This is a genomic window from Streptomyces sp. NPDC002386 (genome assembly GCF_053593175.1).
The window spans coordinates 368,033-384,240 of record NZ_JBSFBX010000005.1 but is presented as its reverse complement, the minus strand read 5'-3'; the positions used below and the strand labels follow the sequence as shown (position 1 = coordinate 384,240).

General features: G+C 68.9%; 14 protein-coding genes, 1 pseudogene and 1 riboswitch. Of the genes and pseudogenes, 10 read left to right on the top strand and 5 right to left on the bottom strand.

Translation table 11 applies throughout. The features are described from left to right. Positions 1 to 167: 167 nt before the first annotated feature. Positions 168 to 1,046 (bottom strand): MBL fold metallo-hydrolase, encoded by an 879-nt coding sequence (locus ACWCPN_RS13750; RefSeq protein ID WP_451205158.1) that lies wholly within the window; start codon positions 1,044 to 1,046, stop codon positions 168 to 170. A gap of 12 nt (positions 1,047 to 1,058) precedes the next feature. Beyond that, positions 1,059 to 1,126: riboswitch (guanidine-III (ykkC-III) riboswitch) on the bottom strand. A 442-nt stretch (positions 1,127 to 1,568) separates the two neighbouring features. Here ACWCPN_RS13750 and ACWCPN_RS13745 point away from each other — a divergent pair. The 5 genes from ACWCPN_RS13745 (at position 1,569) to ACWCPN_RS13725 (ending at position 8,017) form a co-directional block, all read left to right on the top strand. Next, positions 1,569 to 2,006 (top strand): hypothetical protein, encoded by a 438-nt coding sequence (locus ACWCPN_RS13745; protein ID WP_451205156.1) that lies wholly within the window; start codon positions 1,569 to 1,571, stop codon positions 2,004 to 2,006. After that, positions 2,003 to 4,093 carry a hypothetical protein gene (locus tag ACWCPN_RS13740; RefSeq protein WP_451205153.1) on the top strand — a complete coding sequence of 697 codons (2,091 nt, stop codon included), beginning with the start codon at positions 2,003 to 2,005 and terminating at the stop codon, positions 4,091 to 4,093. Before ACWCPN_RS13745 ends, ACWCPN_RS13740 begins: the two co-directional genes overlap by 4 nt. 30 nt (positions 4,094 to 4,123) lie before the next feature. Continuing rightward, positions 4,124 to 4,411 carry a hypothetical protein gene (locus ACWCPN_RS13735; protein WP_451205151.1) on the top strand — a complete coding sequence of 96 codons (288 nt, stop codon included), beginning with the start codon at positions 4,124 to 4,126 and terminating at the stop codon, positions 4,409 to 4,411. A gap of 112 nt (positions 4,412 to 4,523) precedes the next feature. After that, a complete protein-coding gene (locus tag ACWCPN_RS13730; RefSeq protein ID WP_365125627.1) occupies positions 4,524 to 4,856 on the top strand; it encodes a trypco2 family protein in 333 nt (110 codons plus the stop codon). 68 nt (positions 4,857 to 4,924) lie between these two features. After that, positions 4,925 to 8,017, top strand: a complete 3,093-nt coding sequence (locus ACWCPN_RS13725) for a tetratricopeptide repeat protein (protein ID WP_451205148.1) — start codon at positions 4,925 to 4,927, stop codon at positions 8,015 to 8,017. A 197-nt stretch (positions 8,018 to 8,214) separates the two neighbouring features. Here the strand turns inward: ACWCPN_RS13725 and ACWCPN_RS13720 are convergent, their stop codons facing one another. Beyond that, positions 8,215 to 8,877, bottom strand: coding sequence for an alpha/beta fold hydrolase (locus ACWCPN_RS13720; RefSeq protein ID WP_451205145.1), 663 nt, complete (start codon positions 8,875 to 8,877; stop codon positions 8,215 to 8,217). 231 nt (positions 8,878 to 9,108) lie between these two features. Between ACWCPN_RS13720 and ACWCPN_RS13715 the strand changes: the two genes are divergently transcribed. Beyond that, on the top strand, positions 9,109 to 9,831 hold the full coding sequence (locus ACWCPN_RS13715) for an AraC family transcriptional regulator (RefSeq protein ID WP_451205142.1): 723 nt from the start codon (positions 9,109 to 9,111) through the stop codon (positions 9,829 to 9,831). Positions 9,832 to 9,995: 164 nt separating this feature from the next. On the opposite strand, the gene ACWCPN_RS13710 is transcribed toward ACWCPN_RS13715, so the two are convergent. Then, entirely contained in the window at positions 9,996 to 10,589 is a 594-nt protein-coding gene (locus tag ACWCPN_RS13710; RefSeq protein ID WP_451205139.1) for a hypothetical protein, read from the bottom strand. Between the two features lie 838 nt (positions 10,590 to 11,427). Between ACWCPN_RS13710 and ACWCPN_RS13705 the strand changes: the two genes are divergently transcribed. From ACWCPN_RS13705 to ACWCPN_RS13695, 3 genes are all read left to right on the top strand, one after another. Next, the gene (locus ACWCPN_RS13705) at positions 11,428 to 11,991 is read left to right on the top strand and encodes a sigma-70 family RNA polymerase sigma factor (protein ID WP_451205136.1); all 564 of its coding nucleotides are present in this window, start codon (positions 11,428 to 11,430) and stop codon (positions 11,989 to 11,991) included. Next, positions 11,978 to 12,772 carry an anti-sigma factor gene (locus ACWCPN_RS13700; protein ID WP_451205133.1) on the top strand — a complete coding sequence of 265 codons (795 nt, stop codon included), beginning with the start codon at positions 11,978 to 11,980 and terminating at the stop codon, positions 12,770 to 12,772. Before ACWCPN_RS13705 ends, ACWCPN_RS13700 begins: the two co-directional genes overlap by 14 nt. A 468-nt stretch (positions 12,773 to 13,240) precedes the next feature. Then, positions 13,241 to 13,453, top strand: coding sequence for a hypothetical protein (locus ACWCPN_RS13695; protein ID WP_199213319.1), 213 nt, complete (start codon positions 13,241 to 13,243; stop codon positions 13,451 to 13,453). 270 nt (positions 13,454 to 13,723) lie between these two features. On the opposite strand, the pseudogene ACWCPN_RS13690 reads toward ACWCPN_RS13695, so the two are convergent. Beyond that, positions 13,724 to 14,017 (bottom strand): annotated as a pseudogene (locus ACWCPN_RS13690) (alpha/beta fold hydrolase); the annotation flags it as partial. Positions 14,018 to 14,061: 44 nt separating this feature from the next. Here ACWCPN_RS13690 and ACWCPN_RS13685 point away from each other — a divergent pair. Next, positions 14,062 to 14,484: an LmrA/YxaF family transcription factor gene (locus ACWCPN_RS13685; protein WP_451205130.1), complete on the top strand. Its 423-nt coding sequence runs from the start codon at positions 14,062 to 14,064 to the stop codon at positions 14,482 to 14,484. Positions 14,485 to 14,839: 355 nt separating this feature from the next. Here the strand turns inward: ACWCPN_RS13685 and ACWCPN_RS13680 are convergent, their stop codons facing one another. Continuing rightward, on the bottom strand, positions 14,840 to 16,054 hold the full coding sequence (locus ACWCPN_RS13680) for an ANTAR domain-containing protein (protein WP_451205127.1): 1,215 nt from the start codon (positions 16,052 to 16,054) through the stop codon (positions 14,840 to 14,842). Between the last annotated feature and the right edge of the window lie 154 nt (positions 16,055 to 16,208).

The window sequence follows — 16,208 nt, the reverse complement described above, 5'->3', positions numbered from 1 at the left end:
GCTACAGCCCCTGACCAGGCCACAGTGCGCAACCGGGTGCGGCAACGCGGCGATGTTGGAGCCACGATCTTCAAGGCTCGCGCCACACTGCCTGGCTGAGGTCGTCAGGCAGACCGCCCCAGCCGCGACGTGTTCTGGCCTCATGCTGCCGGCCAACCGCGATGCCCTCAGGTGCTAGGGCACAGGACGAAGAGCGGGAAGGCCCGACGACGCGGCTGGTCGCCGATCTCTTCCAGCGCTCTGCGGATCTCGCGCAGGTGGTCGGTGGTCATCTGCAGCGGTGGCTCGTCAGGCTGATAGACAGTACGGATCGGATAGTCCACACCAGGTTGCCGGGACATCTCGATGTGGCAGCCGAGGACGTGGGTGACCGTCCGGTGGTCGCAGAAGTCGATCAAGCGATCGATCGTCCGGATGAATGCCGGCCAGTCGTCGATGTAGAGCCGGCCGGGGTAGACCGTGTCACCGGTGAGAAGGAAACCGGTCCACGGATCGTAGAACGTCACCGCCGCTTCGTGGTGGCCCGGGGTCGCCAGACACTCCAGCACCCTCCCCCCGAGGTCGATGCGCGCCACAGCATCAGGGTCGGTGGCAAATCCGAAATACGGCCAGGCGGCGGCCGACTCCGCACCGACAACCGTGGTGTCAGGACGATCGGAGAACTGGTCGTCACCTGCGACATGATCACCGTGCGGGTGAGTGTGCAGCACGAGCAATTGGTAGCCGTCCCGTGGGTGACACGCGAGCCAGGACTCCATGAGCTCGTCGACCACCTGGCGAAGAGGGAAGAACTCGGCGGATTCGGTGGCACCGGTGTCGATCAGTACCGCCCGCTCATTGCCGAACAGCAGGAACAAGAACGGCGCCTCGTAGTCGATCGCCATGTTCTGCCGGAGGATGAACGTGTGCTCGTCACAGCCGTGGACCTGGATGTCCGGATCGGCGTTGTGCTTGGCCGACGGCGAGCCGTGAATCCACCGCACGTCCAGCGCACCAGGCCTCGGCTTGGCCCCCTCGAAGTCGATCAGGGAACTATCGGCACCCATGACGTCTCCTTGAGTGCGTCGTCTTAGCGGGCCGGGCACGGCTCACATCTCGTCCGGGGCAGGCACCTATGAGCCTCCTCCGCGACGCTAACACGCTATCGATCAGGGTTTGCCGGAAGCCCGATGGCCTCGGATCGCGTCCCGTTCCCGCGCAGAAACTTCGGCCCAGCTCAACAGCAACCCGCGCGACCGACGGTACCCATTCCGGGCCCCGTCTCCGCCATATTCGTGGATCTCAGCCAGACACCCTGCGTATCAACCTCGTGCAGCTGACGATCTCTGGCTCGGCACGAAGCGAGCGCTGGGGCGTGTTTCGAGAGTGTGGGTCACAGCCATGCGCAGCAAGCACCACCGGTGCCGGCGCGCCGGTTTCGACAAGCCGCGACACATCGACTGGACGCCTCTGCGTGGTGCCCGGTCCTGGAATCGGGAAAACCATCTGGTTCGAGTGCGCGCCGCGCTAGGGTCCCTGTCCTGATTCAGGACGTTCAGGAAGTTAAAGCCGGACTGGGGGGTTTGACGATGCTTGACGAGGTGATGACGGCTGCCGCCGCGGCGGGGGGCACCGCAGTGGTGGAAGCCGCCGGTTCGGACCTGTGGGCGTGGTTCCGGACGAGGTGTGCCCGACTGGTCGGTTGCGGTGACCCGGACCGGGAGGGTGAGGCGCTGCAGCGGCTGGACCGCACCGCCGCCGCGCTGGCGTCGGGCGAGGACGAGGGGCGACGGGAGTGGCAGCGCGAGGTGCAGGCGCGCGCGTGGCGCGGGGAGTTCGCCGCGCTGCTGGCGAGTGTGGCGGCGGCGGAGCGGGAGGAGCTGTTGGCCGGAATCGACGCACTGCGGACGCGGGCCGGGGGCGAGGAGACCGGCGGGGCGGTGTCCGGGAACACCTTTCGCGGGCCGGTCGCCTTCCAGACGGGTGCGCACAGCACCCAGGACATCCGCTTCGGGACGGCGGGATGAGCGGGTCCGGTGCCGGGCCGGACGGGGTGGGCGGCAACGCCTTTCACGGGCCGGTCGCCCTGCAGACCGGCGCCGGCAGCACACAGAACGTCCATCACCATCACGGATCCGAGCCCCCGTCCCCGCTGGACGCCGCAGCCGACGAGCTGGCCCGCGCCGTCTGGACGCAGTGGCAGGAGGAGGCCGGGCTGCGGCGGCTGCTGGAGCCGCCTCCGCTGCCGCCGCGCTGGCGGGTGACCGGCCGGGACCTGTCGGGCCCCGTCGGCGCGGCGACCGCCAAGGGCCGGTGGGCCCGGTTCGAACCGCTGCCCGGCCTGGCGGCGGTGACCCAGGAGCGGCTGCGGGCCGGTGGCGGGCTGGACGAACTGCACGCCGTTTACGGCGGGTTGGCCTCGGGTCGGCTGCTTCTGCTGGGTGCGCCTGCGGTGGGCAAGACGGCCACCACGGTGCTGCTTCTGCTGGCCGCGCTGCGCCACCGCGCCCGGCCGGACCTCAGTGCGAAGGAGCGGGCACGTGTCCCGGTGCCGGTGCTGCTGACGCTCGACGGCTGGGACCCGGCCCGGGAGAAGCCGACGGAGTGGGCGGCGCAACGGCTGGCTCGGGAGTACACGCTGTTCGCCGGGCGGGGCGGGCGCGGGCGGGCCCGGCAGCTCCTGGAGTCCGGACGGGTGGCGTTGTTCCTGGACGGGCTCGACGAGGTCGACGGCAACAAGCTGCGGGGCGCCATGGTGACCGCGCTGGCGCAGGCTCCGTGCCGGCTGGTGCTGGTCTCCCGGGCGCTGGAGGCCGTACTGACCGCGAAGAGGTGCGCCCGGCTGGGCAGCGCCGTGGCGCTGGAGATCCAGCCCGTCGAGCCGGCCGAGGCCGCCACCTACCTGCTCGACCAGCTGCCCGACCCGGCGCCCGCCGCGTGGCGGGCGCTCACCGACCGGCTGCTCCACGCACCGGACAGCCCGGTGGCCCGCGCCCTCGCCAAGCCGCTGGCGATCACCTTGGTGCGGGACATCTACGCCGACGACGGTCCGGTGGACGAACTCCTCGACAGCGCCGGCTTCGGCACGTCCACCGAAGTCGAGAACCATCTCCTGGACCACGCCGTCACCGCCGCCTACGCCCCGCGGCCCGGCACGCCGGCACCCCGCTGGTCCGCCGAGACGGCGGAGCTGACCCTGCGGTTCGTCGCGCGGCGCCTCTCCGGCGAAGGAGACCGGGACCTGCGGTGGTGGCACATGACGGGGTGGGCTGAGGTCCGACCCAGACGGCTCGCCATGTGGGCGCTGGTCAGCGTGGTGTGCGGGGTGCCCACCTTCGTCGTGATGTGGCTGACGTCCCCCACCCTGTCCACCGTGCTGCTCGCGGTCCCGGGCGCGGTTCTGGGCGGCTGGGCGGCCGGCGACCGCTTCGCGGAACTCAGTGATCCGCAGCCGTTGCAGAGTGCCGGCTGGCGGGACATCTTCACTCCGGGAGCGATCGCCTCGGGCGTGGTGGAGTGGCTGGTCCTCGGCACCGCGACGACACTGAGCGCCCCCCTGCTCCCGGGCGACAACCCGCCGCCCGCGTGGCTCTGCTTTCTCACCACTCTGCCGCTCGGGTACACCGGGGTGCTGGTGACGGGCCGCGGCCACCAGATCGTGGTGGGCGTGCCGTTCCTGTCCGCCGGGGCGGGCTCCTGGTACGACGATGTACGGGACCACTACAACCGCCCACCGTTGCAGGACACCCGTTCGGTCGGGCCCAGGGATGTATGGCGGCATCACCTCGGACTGCGTCTCGTCCTCGGCCTGTTGACCGGGGTCGCGGCAGGGCTGCTGGCTGGGCCTCTGGTCGCCTGGTTCTTCGGCTCGCCCCTGGGCGCGCTGGCCGCGTTCTCGGGTGGGCTGCTGACGGCCGTCATGGCCGGCCCGGCCTGCAACACGGCCGTCGCCACCGCCGCCACCGCCCTTCAGCTCTCCGCCCGCGAGGGCACCCCCGTGCGCCTGATGGCGTTCTTGGAGGACGCCCGCCGCCGCAACCTGCTCCGGGCGACCGGCCCGGTGTATCAGTTCCGGCACGCCCGCCTCCAGGAACGCCTGGCACGGCCCCGCTGATCAGCCGGGTGCGGCAGCTGCACGAAGTCAATGGCCGCCTGCGAGCGCGAGGTCACCCTCGGGCTCCAGCGCGCCGAGCTCCCCGTCCCGGCCCCCGTCGGCCGTCACCGGGGCGCGGTGCGCCACCGGTCCGAGGTCGACTCCCTCAACGTCTGCGGCGACTGGTACGACCTCATCCGGTTCCATGACGGCGACAAGATCGCCGACGGTCCGACGGATGTGAGGGAAGTGTTCGTAGCCACTGGGCCGCACCGCCTCACCCCGCACCTGGTGAGTCTCCGTCAGGTACCCGATGCTGAGCTGCCACAGGTCACGTGACGCTTGGGCGGCGTGCTGCCGCATCATGCCTCAGCTTTCGTCTGCGTGAGGGACTCGAACGCTCTACGGTGGTGTCCGGACGGCGGGGGCGGAACGAAGAGGGGCGGGGTTCGTGGACATTCCCTTGGTGAAGGCGGTCGCTGCGGTGCGCGACGAGCTGATCGAGGCCGCGGGTGCGGGCAGCAGCCACCCCGATCTGGTCTTTGCGGTCGGGCCCGTGGAGATGGAGTTCGAGGTGGAGATCCGGGCGGACGCGAAGGCGAAGGCGGGCTTCCGGCTCTGGACGGTCGGCGCGGAGACCGAGGCGGGCGTGTCCCGAGGTCGCACCCACCGGGTGTCGTTCACGCTTACCCCGCGCAAGGCGACCGGCGGTGACCTTCTTGTCAGCGGTACCGCCGACCAGCCCACCATTCCCGCGCATGCGGAGGACCGTATCCCGGACTGATCCGGGTACGGAGGACGACTTCGCAGCTGTCCTGCGCGGCTCACCGAAGCGTCCGGGAGGAGGACCCGATGCACCGTCAGCGTGTGGTGGCCGTGGAGGGCGCACGCACGCGAGGCTCAGGGTACGTGATCGGTTCCCGACTTGTTCTGACCTCGGCACACGTCGTCCCGGATGCTGCGGAGACAGAGGTGCTCAGGCCGGGCGACGGAGCCAGGTACCGGGCCAGTGTGGCCTGGCGTGGCACTCCTGGTGGCCGGGACGATGCGGCTCTGCTGTCCATCACCGATCCGGCATGGGTTCCGCCGGACGGCGCCGCGCCTGCCTGGGGGCGACTGGTGACCGACCGTCCCGGCACGCCCTGTGAGATTGCTGGGATGCCAGAGATCATTCAGCGTTCCGACCGTCCTCGCGAGGTATGGCAGGCGACCGGCACCCTTAACCCACTAACCGGCCGGGTCGACAACCGGCACGTCGTCAACTTGCGGGAAGTGCCCGCTCCGACGCCCGATGGCACTTCTCCCTGGAGTGGTGTGTCCGGGGCTGCGGTCTTCAGCGGTGACCTGCTCACCGGGGTAGTGGCTGCCGACCTAGCTGGATTCGGGCACGCTGGTCTCGCTGTCGTGCCGGCTTACGTCCTCCACCACGCTCCGGCCTTCCGGGCGGCCTTGGCCGAGCACGGCGCGGCACGGTATGGCGGGGAACCGCTGGACCCGGTGGAGTGGCAGCATTTGGCCGACACCAACGACAGTCGCCCGACGGGGGGCCTTCTGGCGTCCCCCGCCGTCATGCTGCGGGCCCGGCGGGCTGTCGTGCCGTTTCGGGGTCGGCGGGAATTGCTGAGACGAATGCACGCGTGGTGCGACGAGCCGGGCTTCGGCGCCTGGCTGGTACACGGCCCGGCCGGCCAGGGCAAGACGCGTCTGGCCCATCAACTCGCCACCGAACTCGAGCAAGGTTCGCCCAGGTGGGCCACCCTGTGGCTACATGCCGACGCCCCCATCGACGGCCTGGCGGTACTTGCAGCAGCCGCGGTCCCCACCCTGGTGGTAGTCGACTACGCCGAGACACGTCCCCGCCAAGTCTCTGCTTTGCTGGCCGTATTGGCCCGGAACGGCGGCCATACCCGCATCAAGCTGGTCCTGCTGGCCCGGACCGCCGAAGGCTGGTGGGATGATCTGCGCGGCGACACCTTCGAGGCTGAGGACCTGCTCGATGGGGCTCCCGTGACCGCGCTCAAACCGCTGGAGCCGCAAGCAGACGACCGGGAGACGGCCTACCGCGAGGCGGCGGACGGATTCGCCACGGAACTGGGGCATGTGCGGGGTTGGCAAGATCACCCCTGGTCCGACTTGACCGCGAATTTGTCCGTGCCGGTGCTGGGCGCGCCCGGCTTCGCGGGCGCCCTCACCCTGCACATGACCGTCCTGGCCGATCTCCTCGACGCGGCCACCGGCACGGCTACCGATGACCTGGGCGCTACCGACTACGTGGACAGGCCGGTCCCTGGCGCCGGTGGCACCGAAACTGTCGAGGACAGGTTGCTGCGTCACGAACGCCGATACTGGACGACCGCGGCGAAGGCGCACAATCTCCACCCGCAGCTCACCATGAGCACCCTCGTCGACGCCCTGGCCGCCGCGTTCCTTCTCGGGGCGGACGACGGGGACGAGGCGGACGAGCTCTTGGCGAGGGTACCCAACCTGTCCGACCAGCCCCGCGACCGGCGGGGCGCCGTGCGTGCTTGGATCCGCGCCTTGTATCCGCCCGACGATGCCCGTGTGTGGGACGGCCTCCAGCCCGACCGGCTCGCCGAGCGCTTCCTCGGGCAGCACCTGGACCGCCATCCGCGCCTGCTGGAGAGTCTGCTGCCAGGATCCGGCCCAACCCAGGCCACCCGCCTGCTCACCGTCCTCACCCGGGCGGCCGCCCAGCCCGACCTACGCGACCGGCTCGGCCCCGATCTGTCTGCGCTGTGCGCCGCGCACCCCGGCCTGCTCGCCGCGCCGGCCGTCGAGGTCGCCACCCGCACAGAGAATCCGGGGCCGCTGGTGGAGGCCCTGCGCCGTGTCACCGACGACCCGGCCGTCTCGGGTGCCCTCTTGGAGAACCTGGCCGACCGTCTGCCGCAACACAGCCACCACCTCGCTGACGTCGCGGCCCAGCTGCTGCTACGCCTCGTGCAGCACCACCGCGGCCACATCGACGGCCCCGCCCGGCCGGCCGCGTACGCGCGCGCCCTGGACCGCGCCTCGCAGCGACTTGCGGTGCTGCGTCGGTACGAGGAGGGACTGGACGCCAGTCGGGAGGCTGTAGCCATCTGGCGCAAGCTGTGCGCGCGGCGCTCGTCGCCCCTGATCGAAGACCGGGCGCACCTCGCCGAAAGTGTCAACGGCCTGAGTTTGCGCCTAGCCGCGCTGGGCCGACAAGAGGAGTCGCTGACCGCCATCAAGGAAGCCGTGCAGATCCGCGGGGAACTGGCCAGTGAACGACCCGACCGGTATCGCAATGATCTCGCGAAAAGTCTCAACAACCTCTCGGTTCGGCTGGGGCGGGATGGACGGGCAACGGAGGCGTTGAGCGCGGTGCGGGAAGCGGTGGCCATCCGTCGCGAGTTGGTCGCCGCACAGCCCGAGCAATACTGGTTCGCCCTTTCCACCAACTTGACCGTTCTTTCCACCCGCCTGGTGGCCGTTGGCCGGTACGAGGAGGCATTGGCCGCCTCGGAGGAGGCCGTGGAGCTTCGCCGTCGGCTCGCCGACAGCCTTCCGGACGCCGCTCTGCCCGCGCTGGCCTTCAGCCTCAACAACCTGGCCGTCCGTCTGGGGAAGGTCGATCGTCGTGAAGAAGCTCTCGCAGCGATCACCGAGGCCGTGGCGATCCGCCGCCGCCTGACTATCGTTCAGCCCACCGTGTACGAGCCCCACCTCGCCACCTCCCTGAGCAACCGCTCGTCGCGGCTTTTCGCTCTGGACCGTCACGAGGAGGCGGTGACGGCCGTCAGGGAGGCCGTCACCATCCGGCGCCGTCTGGCCACTGACCGGCCCGGCATGTTCATCCCCCTCCTTGCGAAGGCCCTGCGTAAGCAGGCGGACCACCTGGCCGAGCTCGGACGCCGTGAAGAGGCGGAGATGGCGGCAGCCGAGGCGGCCGCACTCGAGTAGCGGCAAGGCCGGAAGGGTGGATGAGGGCGCTTCCCTCCGAGGGTTTCCGCCATCGTCGTCACCTCGTCGTCGTCCACTTCCCCAAGGGCGCCCGCGGTCTCCGAGATGTCGTTTCCGCCAATGGTCAGCATGACCAGTGCCGTGTCCGGGCTGAGAACACCGGCCTTCGCCTGACGACAGAGGCGGCCCCGGGCTACTCAGGTCAGCAGTTCGGCGACGGCGTCCGGGGCCTCACCCATCGCATTGTGGCCGGTGGGGAGTTCGTGCACGTGCCAGCCCGGATCCACTTGAAGTCGGGCGCGGACTTCGGTGAAGGGAGTGCGGTCCATCCATCCGGAGCAGAAGATGAACTCGCGACGGGGCACGAGGTCGACAGCACCGGTAAGCCGGACCCTCTGCAGGAACGAGGCGAGCGGATGGGGACGGCGGCGGGGATCGCCGCCGACAGGCGGAAGCACGGCGTAGCCGGTGCCGGCAGCGCCGGTGATGAAAGCTTGCCGGTAGCGCTCGGTGGTCAGCGTCCAGCACGACTCGCCGTCGCGCGGGACGTAGGCGTCGAGATGCACGAGTCGTGAGACCCGGCCGCGGGCACGATCGGCGGCGGCGGTGATCACCATGCCGCCGTAGCTGTGGCCGACCAGCGTCGCGTCGGCGATGTGAGCGCGGTCGAGGAGGCGCAGTACGTCGTCGGTGTGGGTGTCAAGGTTGGCGGTCGCGACCGTCGCGGTGTCGTCGTCGGGCCGCAGTCCGGTCAGGGTCAGGGCGTGGACGGTGTGCCCCGCACGCTCCAGCAGCGGAACCACCGCGTCGAACGACCATGAGCCGTGCCAGCCGCCGGGGACGAGGACGAACGTCGCCATGGGCTTCTCCTCTCTCCAACCACCGCATCGGGGCGCGCCGTCGGCGAAGTGACCTGCGGGGCGTCGTTCAGCTCCTAGCCACTTCAGATCATCACGTCGGTGCATGGCTGACCACCGATAAACTGCCACCTGATGCCCGACAGCCGCCAACCGCCCAGAATCACCGCCACAATGTCAGACGTGTGGCCATCCGGCGGACGCCACCTCTGGCCGTCCGGCGGAACAAGCGCGGTGCAGTCGCACGCACGTGGACACCTGGTCTACGCGGCCACCGGCGTGTTGGCGGTTCATACCGACCGCGGCACGTCGATCGTCCCGGCCGACCGGATCGCCTGGACGCCCGCGGGATACACGCACCAGCACCGCGCCCACGGCGACACCGACATGCGGATCGTCTTTCTCGCCCCATCCCTGGCTCGACTCATACCGGACCGACCGGCCGTCTTCCTGGCCTCCGGCCTGGCGCGCGAGGTCCTGCTCGCACTGACCGAGCAGCACGAATACCGCCATGCCGGGTCGACTCACAGCCGCGCCGCTCGTTCTCGACTCCTCCGGGTCCTCATCGATGAACTCCGGGAAACGCAGGAGCAGCCGCTGCACCTACCGAAGCCACAGGACGACCGCTTGCAAGCCATCGCGCGGCTGCTGTCCGAGAAGCCGGCAGACAACGCCTCGCTGACCGAACTCGGAAAGACGACAGGAGCCAGCTCTCGCACCCTCAGCCGGCTGCTGCGCGAGGAACTCGGCATGACCTTCTACGAGTGGCGCACCCAGCTGCGCGTTTATCACGCGCTCGTACTTCTCGCCGACGGGCACGACATCACCCAAACCTCCCACGCCTGCGGATGGGCCAACCCCAGCAGCTTCATCGCCGCGTTCACCAGCATCATCGGCACCACTCCGGGCCGCTACCGAGCCAGCCGTCAGAGCGCCGTTCGTGGCTCGGGCCTGTAGCAGGCACCAGTTACGCCTGCGCCAGGACGCCGAGCGGTCGGGCTGGATGGACCGTCCCGCCGCCGGTGCGCCCGTGAAGCAGTTGGGCGATGGGTGACTTGACGAAGTGGTGCAGGCGGTGCCGGAAGGTGCAGGCACCGCCTGCTGGTGTTGCTGGGGGTGGGTCAGAAGGTGGGCTGGGTGTCGGCGGTTCCGACGGTCAGGCCGGTGCTGAAGACCTTGGTCTTGAGGGTGGTGTTGAGGGCGCCGGCTGCCTCCTTGGTGAGCTTGAGGGTGACGTTGGTGGCGTCGGCCTTGTGCTTGCCGAGCTTGACGTGGGCGGTTGACAGGTCGAGCTTGAAGACGGGCACGCGGGTCTTGGTGCCGGCGACGAGGCCGGTCAGCCTGGCCTTGGTGAGGTCGACAGTGAAGTTCTTGACCTCCAGAGAGCGGCCGTTGAAGACGTTGGTGAACTTCAGCCCGCCGCTGTGCTTGATCTTTCCGCCGAGGGGACTGGTGGTCAGCGAACCGCCGGTCACGGGGTAGGTGGCCTTCAGCGTGGGCTGGCCACCGACGGTGGTGAGGCTGGGCTTACCGGGGCGGGTGACGATCGGGACAATTCCGTTGGACAGCAGCGCCTTGGCGATCGCCGGAGCCACCGTCACGGAGGTGTGGCCGCCCTTGATGTGAACGGTGTGGGGCGTCGCCGAGGCGGTGGGCGCTGCGATCACCAGAGCCGCGACAGCAGACGCGGCGGAAATAAGTACGGTGCGGTTCATGGCAGTTCACTCCTGAGCCGTGTTGTACCGGGTGAAGCGGATGACGGGGACGTATTCCGCCACCGCCGCGGGAGTGGATGCAGCCGACAGCCCAGCATTTTGAATGCACAAGATGAGTCCGCTTCATACCCAATCATCGGTTTTTGGGAGTTCCCTGAGCGCTCAGGCCCCTGTACTTCCTTGATCGTTCGTAGATCTGCAACCGAAACGGGCTCGAGGGCGGAATGTGTCCTCGACTCATTCACCCACGCAGCGCAGCAGCGCCCTTCGTCCTTACGCTGAAATGGCGGTGTTTCATGAGCAGGCCCGGGTCGAGGCGCTCTCTACGGGTATCGAGCATGCGTCTCCGCCACCCCGGGGTGGCGCGGCATCGCTGGTCGCGTTCGGAGCCGCGATGCTGCTGTGCGTCATCGGGTCGACCCGCCGCCGGCGCGTCCTGCGGGACTTCTGAATCCTCGGCGGCTCCCCCGCCGTCAAGGTCCGGCCCTGTGGTGATCGGTGCGAACGAGGCGGTGAGCGTGCGGGAGTCGTCCCAGGCCGGGCAATCCGCCGAGCCTCAGCGAAAGGGCCGGTGGCGCTGCTCATCGGTTCTGGGATCGACAGCGGTGGTGGCCCGTGTCATATCTGCAGGACAACAGGGGGTCGCTAGGGACCACTTGGGGGCAGCGAGCGCGTTCGGTCCGGAGGGGGCGGCGGCGTTGCCGCGAATGACGTGCACCCGACCGTACTCCGCCGAGGTGAGGGGCTACCGAAACGATCTGGTGATCGAGGCGGGACGGGTGGACCGATGACAGCGCTCTGGGCGGGATCTGAGGTACTGGCGGCTAAAGTTGCGACCGTGACCAGACCATTGTCCGATGATCTGCTGGCCCAAGGGTTCGCCGATGGGGACGAGGCATGTCTGACCGAGGCCTACCGGCGCTGGGGGGCTCTGCTGTTCACCATGGCCTTTCGCAAGCTTGGTGATTCCGAAGAGGCCAAGGATGTAACGCAGCAGGTGTTCGTCGGGGCATGGAGGGGCCGAAAGGGCTTCGATCCTGACCGTGGCTCCCTCAAGACGTGGCTCGTGGGTATCACGTACAAGAAGACCGCTGACGCACTGGAGCGACGGTCGCGGAATCTGCGGAACCATGAGGCTGTCGCCGAGTTCGCGTCCCTTGACAACGAGGTGCAATCAGCCGCGACGGCGGATGCGGTAGTCGACCACATCGTGATCATGGATGAGCTCGACCAGTTGCCCGCACCTCAACAGACAGTGCTGAGACTGGCGTTCTACGACGACTTGAGCCAGTCGCAGATCGCCCAGCGGACGGGCATGCCGCTAGGAACGGTCAAGAGTCATACACGGCGCGGGATGATGCGCTTGAAGCATCGACTGGAGGTGGACGGTGAAGCACACTGATGAGGAGACGCTGGCCCTGATGGCGCTCGGAGAGCTCCCTTCAGACAGCGACGACCTCCACCCGCAGACCTGTCCGGCCTGTCGCAGCGAACTCGAAGCGCTTCGACGCGTCGTCACGGCGAGCCGGGCGCCGGAGCTCGAGGACATCGGGCTCCTCGAGCCACCGGCGGAGTTGTGGACCGAGATCGCAGACGAACTCGCCCTGACCCAAGCGCCTGCCGGCGTTGTCACCGCCGTCGCCGAAGGACCTCATGCGGTCACCGCCGCTGCCGAGGAAGAGCGCATCGCGTCTCCTGCCGAGCACGGTGCGCCCACCCCACGAGCAGCGCGTCGGCCGCTGCTTTCACGCCGCGCGCGCTTCAGTGTCGCTCTTGCCGCGTGCGCGGCACTGCTCGGCGCCACGGCGGGGAGCACGGTCACGTGGTGGGTGACTCATGGGGACAGTACGGCGGCCGCCACCCACAGCAGGCCGCTCGACTCCCTGCGCCCCTCGTCGACGGGCTACGCGAGTCTCCGCGGTACGGGAGCGCACCGCAGCCTGACCATACAGGTCAAGGGGCTTCCCACGACCTCGGGCTACTTCGAGGTGTGGCTCATGGACCGCTCCCACACGAACCTCGTGTCCATGGGCGTCCTGAACCCCGACGGAAAGGCCACCCTGCCGGTGCCGGAGAACATCGACCTCAGGGAGTACTCGGTCGTCGACGTTTCCGTACAGCCCTACAACGGCAAGCCCGATCATTCCGGCAAGAGCATCGTCCGTGGACGTTACGCCGGTTGAGGACCGGGGGTCCGCGACGAGAGGCCGCGGCGATCCTGCTTGGCCGCCAGTCACGGCCCTACCTCGCCGCTGTCACCGAGCGGACCCCGGCCGTCGACATCCACCTTTCGCGGTGGTCAGGGTTTCACGCCGCGCCCTCAGGCCGAAGCAGCTGTCCAGGGGCGCGGCCATCCGATGACCTGGGGGGAGGGTCACCGGGAAACGGTCGCCACCGCTCTCGGCGTCGGGGCGGTGGCGGACGGCGCAGCGCACGTCACCGCCCTACCACCCCACCGACGCAGCAACCAGGCAGGCCGACTACCACACGATTACCCGGGTGGCTGGGATCAGGCCGCGCAGCGCGGCTTGCCGACACCGGACGACGCCGTGTGCACGAGTGGACCAAACGGTCCCCCAGCACTCGCCGATGACGGCCGTCTGCGCTGAGGCTGAACTATCACTTCAGCTGAGCCAGGGAGCGAACCTGCGATGATCGTCAAGAAGCTGCACGAGTCCGGCATCCGAGCCGAGCACGCCTACGCCGCCGCATTCGTCTCAATCGGCCTGTCCGTAATCTCCTGGACCGCCTCCATGCAGGTGGAGAAGAAGGGTGAGGAGCGCGCAGACCGGTGGGGCATCTTCGTCGGGGAATGGGCCCCCACCTTCTTCGGTCTCGGACTGGCCCTCTCCACCTACGAATAGGGATCACGGTCAGGGGGCCGAAGGGGTGGTGGAGCGCATGCCGTGCGCCGGCCAGGCACCTCAGCTCCACGACTCAGCCGATGAGGACGTTCGCAGTGGATGAGCGACAGCCTGGGCGAGCGGGCGGGCATGCCGCTGTCCGCCAGGTCTCCTCAGAACGCCGCACACGATCACAGCGAGCGCTCGATACGGCCAGGAGCGGTCGACGTCTCCCACCTCGGCGGAAAGGCGGTGGCGGGCGCCGGATGCGCCCGCCCGTCGCTCCCGCACTCAGGAGAGGCGGCGGACCGGTTCCGCTCCGGTTTGGCTCAGGAAGTCGGTGAGTACTTGGGCGAGTCGTTCGGGCTGGTCCTCGGGGACGAGGGTGGACGAGTCGGCGATCTCGATCAGCCGGCCCTGCGGGTACAGCTCGGCCAGCCGGGGGCCGTGCTCACGCGGCATCAATCGGTCCTCGGTCGCCCAGACGACCAGTACCGGGCGGTCGAAGTCACGCAGTCGCTCGCTCCAGGCGAGCAGGGTCCTGCGCCCGGGGGCCCCGGTGGCGAATTTGGCGAAGTCCCTGCGTCTACCACTTTTTCCCCGGCGGCAAGCAGCAACTGGCCGAGGACATGATCCGCACGTCCGGAACCGAGTACGGCCGAATGGTCCTGGCTCTGCTGGACAGCGCGCCGGACCCGGCGGAGTCCCTCGTGCGTGCGTTCGAAGCGGCTGCCGACGACCTTGCGGCGGCGGACTATGCCGACGCGTGCCCGATCGGGACAGTGGCCCTCGAGGTGGCGAGCAGCAACGAGGTGTTGCGGGTCGCGACGGCTGAGGTCTTCGAGGAGTGGGTCGGCACGGCGACGCGGTGGTTCGAACGCTGGGTGGCCGAACCGAAGGCGGCGCAGTCCCTCGCCTACTCGATGGTCATGATGCTGGAGGGGGCTTTCATGCTCAGCCGCGCCGCCCGTGATCCGGAACCCCTGCGGGTGGCGGGACGATCGATGGCCAAGTTGTTGCACGCAGCCATGGTCCAGGCCGGCGAGGACTGACCTCGAACGGCGAGGAAGACAGCCCGCGGATGAGCGGCCACAGCACAGCGGACCACTGCCCTGGGACGATCACCCCTGCGACCCGATGCCTCAAGTGATCCATTTGTACGGAGGACCGTCCCAAACGAACTGCCGAGATACGGGTCGCCTCGCGAGCGAGGCCGTGGCCGGCCTCGGATCAAGGGCGGTGCACCGGTTGGGTCCCGTGGGACTGGCTTGGAAAGGCCGTCCGCCTTGCCGCCGAACGCGCCTGGCTCCCTGTCGGGACGAACGACGTCCACTTGCGGCTGTTTGCGGCGGCTACGCGCGCTGCTGCTTGGCCCGACAGTGACTCGCGGGCTTCGTCCCCGTGTCATCAGCGGGTTCCGGGCCGGTGTGTGCGGTGCCGGTGCAGGTACTCAAGGGCGTCGCGGATGATCGTGCGGTGATACCAAGAGTTCCATGACGCGATTTCGGTCGCGAGGACGCCAAGTGCGTGCTGCTGGAAGCCTGACAGCCAAGTGCCCGGTTGGCAGCGGTGGACGGTCAGTGTCCCGGTGCAGTGCCCGTCGGGCGTGATCAGCGGAAGGCCGTGAACGGCCCGGGTGCCCGCCTCGAGCAGAGCCCGGCCGACGGGGTGGGTCGGCAGTGCGGCGTCGGTCGCGATGTCAGGCACCGTCACCGGCTCGAGTTGCCGCTGTACCCGCGCGCATACCGCGGGCGGGCCGAGGATCAGGGTGGCTCGAGCACGGTAGGCGGCGTCCAGGCCGTGGTGCTGCTCCAGAATGAGCGCGTCGTCCTGCGCAGCGTCCTTGAGGTGCAGCTCGGCTGCGTCCGCATCGGCTGCCGTCACCGCCTTGGAGATGGCCGCGGTCAGTACCTGGCGCCGATGGGAAGGCTTTGCGCGGTGGCCACGCAGGAAGGCAGCCGTCGGTGGTGCGGGTCTAGTGGTGTGCCCGAAGAACCATTGATCGGTGTTTCGCGGCGGTGGAGCGGTGATGACGGCGGAGGCGAGGACGCGCAGCGGCACGTTGAAGTGCTGAGAGGTCTCTTCGAGGAGGTCGTGTGCCGTGGAGGGCTTCGGCAGGCCGTAGCGGGTCAGCAGGATCCCTTGGGCTACACCGATCATGCCGCTGGTGTTGGCCTTGCTTTGTATGTGGAGCATTTGCTCACGCAGCACTTCGGGCTCCTCTTGCCCAGAGGCGAGCGGGGCCCCTGTCTGCGAGTTGAGGTCGGGTGCGGATAGCGCGGTAAGTGCTTCGGCCAGGGTGCGGTACTGGCGAATGCCGGTGATCTCGGAGCGTTCGAGGGCTCTGCGGACTCGTGGTGGCGCGGCGACCACCAGGACCGGCGTATCAGCTTGCTCGATGGCCCTCCGAAGGGTGCGGTGGAGAGAGGGGGAGATCAGCGGCACATCGGCCATGTCGAGGATCAGTGGCCGTCCCCGCCTTTCCGTGCGACTGCCATGCCCCATGCGCAGCTTCCGCATGAGTTGGACGCAGCTGTCGGCATCCAGTGGCCCGGACAGGCTCATCACCGACACCTGATGGACACCTGACGTCACTGGCAAGTGCTTGTCGTTCACCATCATCGTCGTCGCCTCGCATCCCTGTACTGGCTGCGGCCCTGACCGCGCTGTCCCTGTGTATTCGGCAGTCCGCGTGCTCGAGGACGCGCCGTCGGGGGGACGAAGTGTTGATCTGGGGCAGCGAGCGATGTCAAGGCGCGGCTGGCGTTTCCGCCTC

Excerpts from the sequence above, each read along its gene's own strand:
- ACWCPN_RS13685 (WP_451205130.1), top strand. The coding sequence starts at position 14,062 with ATGATCCGCACGTCCGGAACCGAGTACGGCCGAATGGTCCTGGCTCTG.
- ACWCPN_RS13745 (WP_451205156.1), top strand. The coding sequence starts at position 1,569 with ATGCTTGACGAGGTGATGACGGCTGCCGCCGCGGCGGGGGGCACCGCA.
- ACWCPN_RS13720 (WP_451205145.1), bottom strand. The coding sequence starts at position 8,877 with ATGGCGACGTTCGTCCTCGTCCCCGGCGGCTGGCACGGCTCATGGTCG.
- ACWCPN_RS13735 (WP_451205151.1), top strand. The coding sequence starts at position 4,124 with ATGGCCGCCTGCGAGCGCGAGGTCACCCTCGGGCTCCAGCGCGCCGAG.
- ACWCPN_RS13750 (WP_451205158.1), bottom strand. The coding sequence starts at position 1,046 with ATGGGTGCCGATAGTTCCCTGATCGACTTCGAGGGGGCCAAGCCGAGG.
- ACWCPN_RS13695 (WP_199213319.1), top strand. The coding sequence starts at position 13,241 with ATGATCGTCAAGAAGCTGCACGAGTCCGGCATCCGAGCCGAGCACGCC.
- ACWCPN_RS13740 (WP_451205153.1), top strand. The coding sequence starts at position 2,003 with ATGAGCGGGTCCGGTGCCGGGCCGGACGGGGTGGGCGGCAACGCCTTT.
- ACWCPN_RS13725 (WP_451205148.1), top strand. The coding sequence starts at position 4,925 with ATGCACCGTCAGCGTGTGGTGGCCGTGGAGGGCGCACGCACGCGAGGC.
- ACWCPN_RS13710 (WP_451205139.1), bottom strand. The coding sequence starts at position 10,589 with ATGAACCGCACCGTACTTATTTCCGCCGCGTCTGCTGTCGCGGCTCTG.
- ACWCPN_RS13680 (WP_451205127.1), bottom strand. The coding sequence starts at position 16,054 with ATGATGGTGAACGACAAGCACTTGCCAGTGACGTCAGGTGTCCATCAG.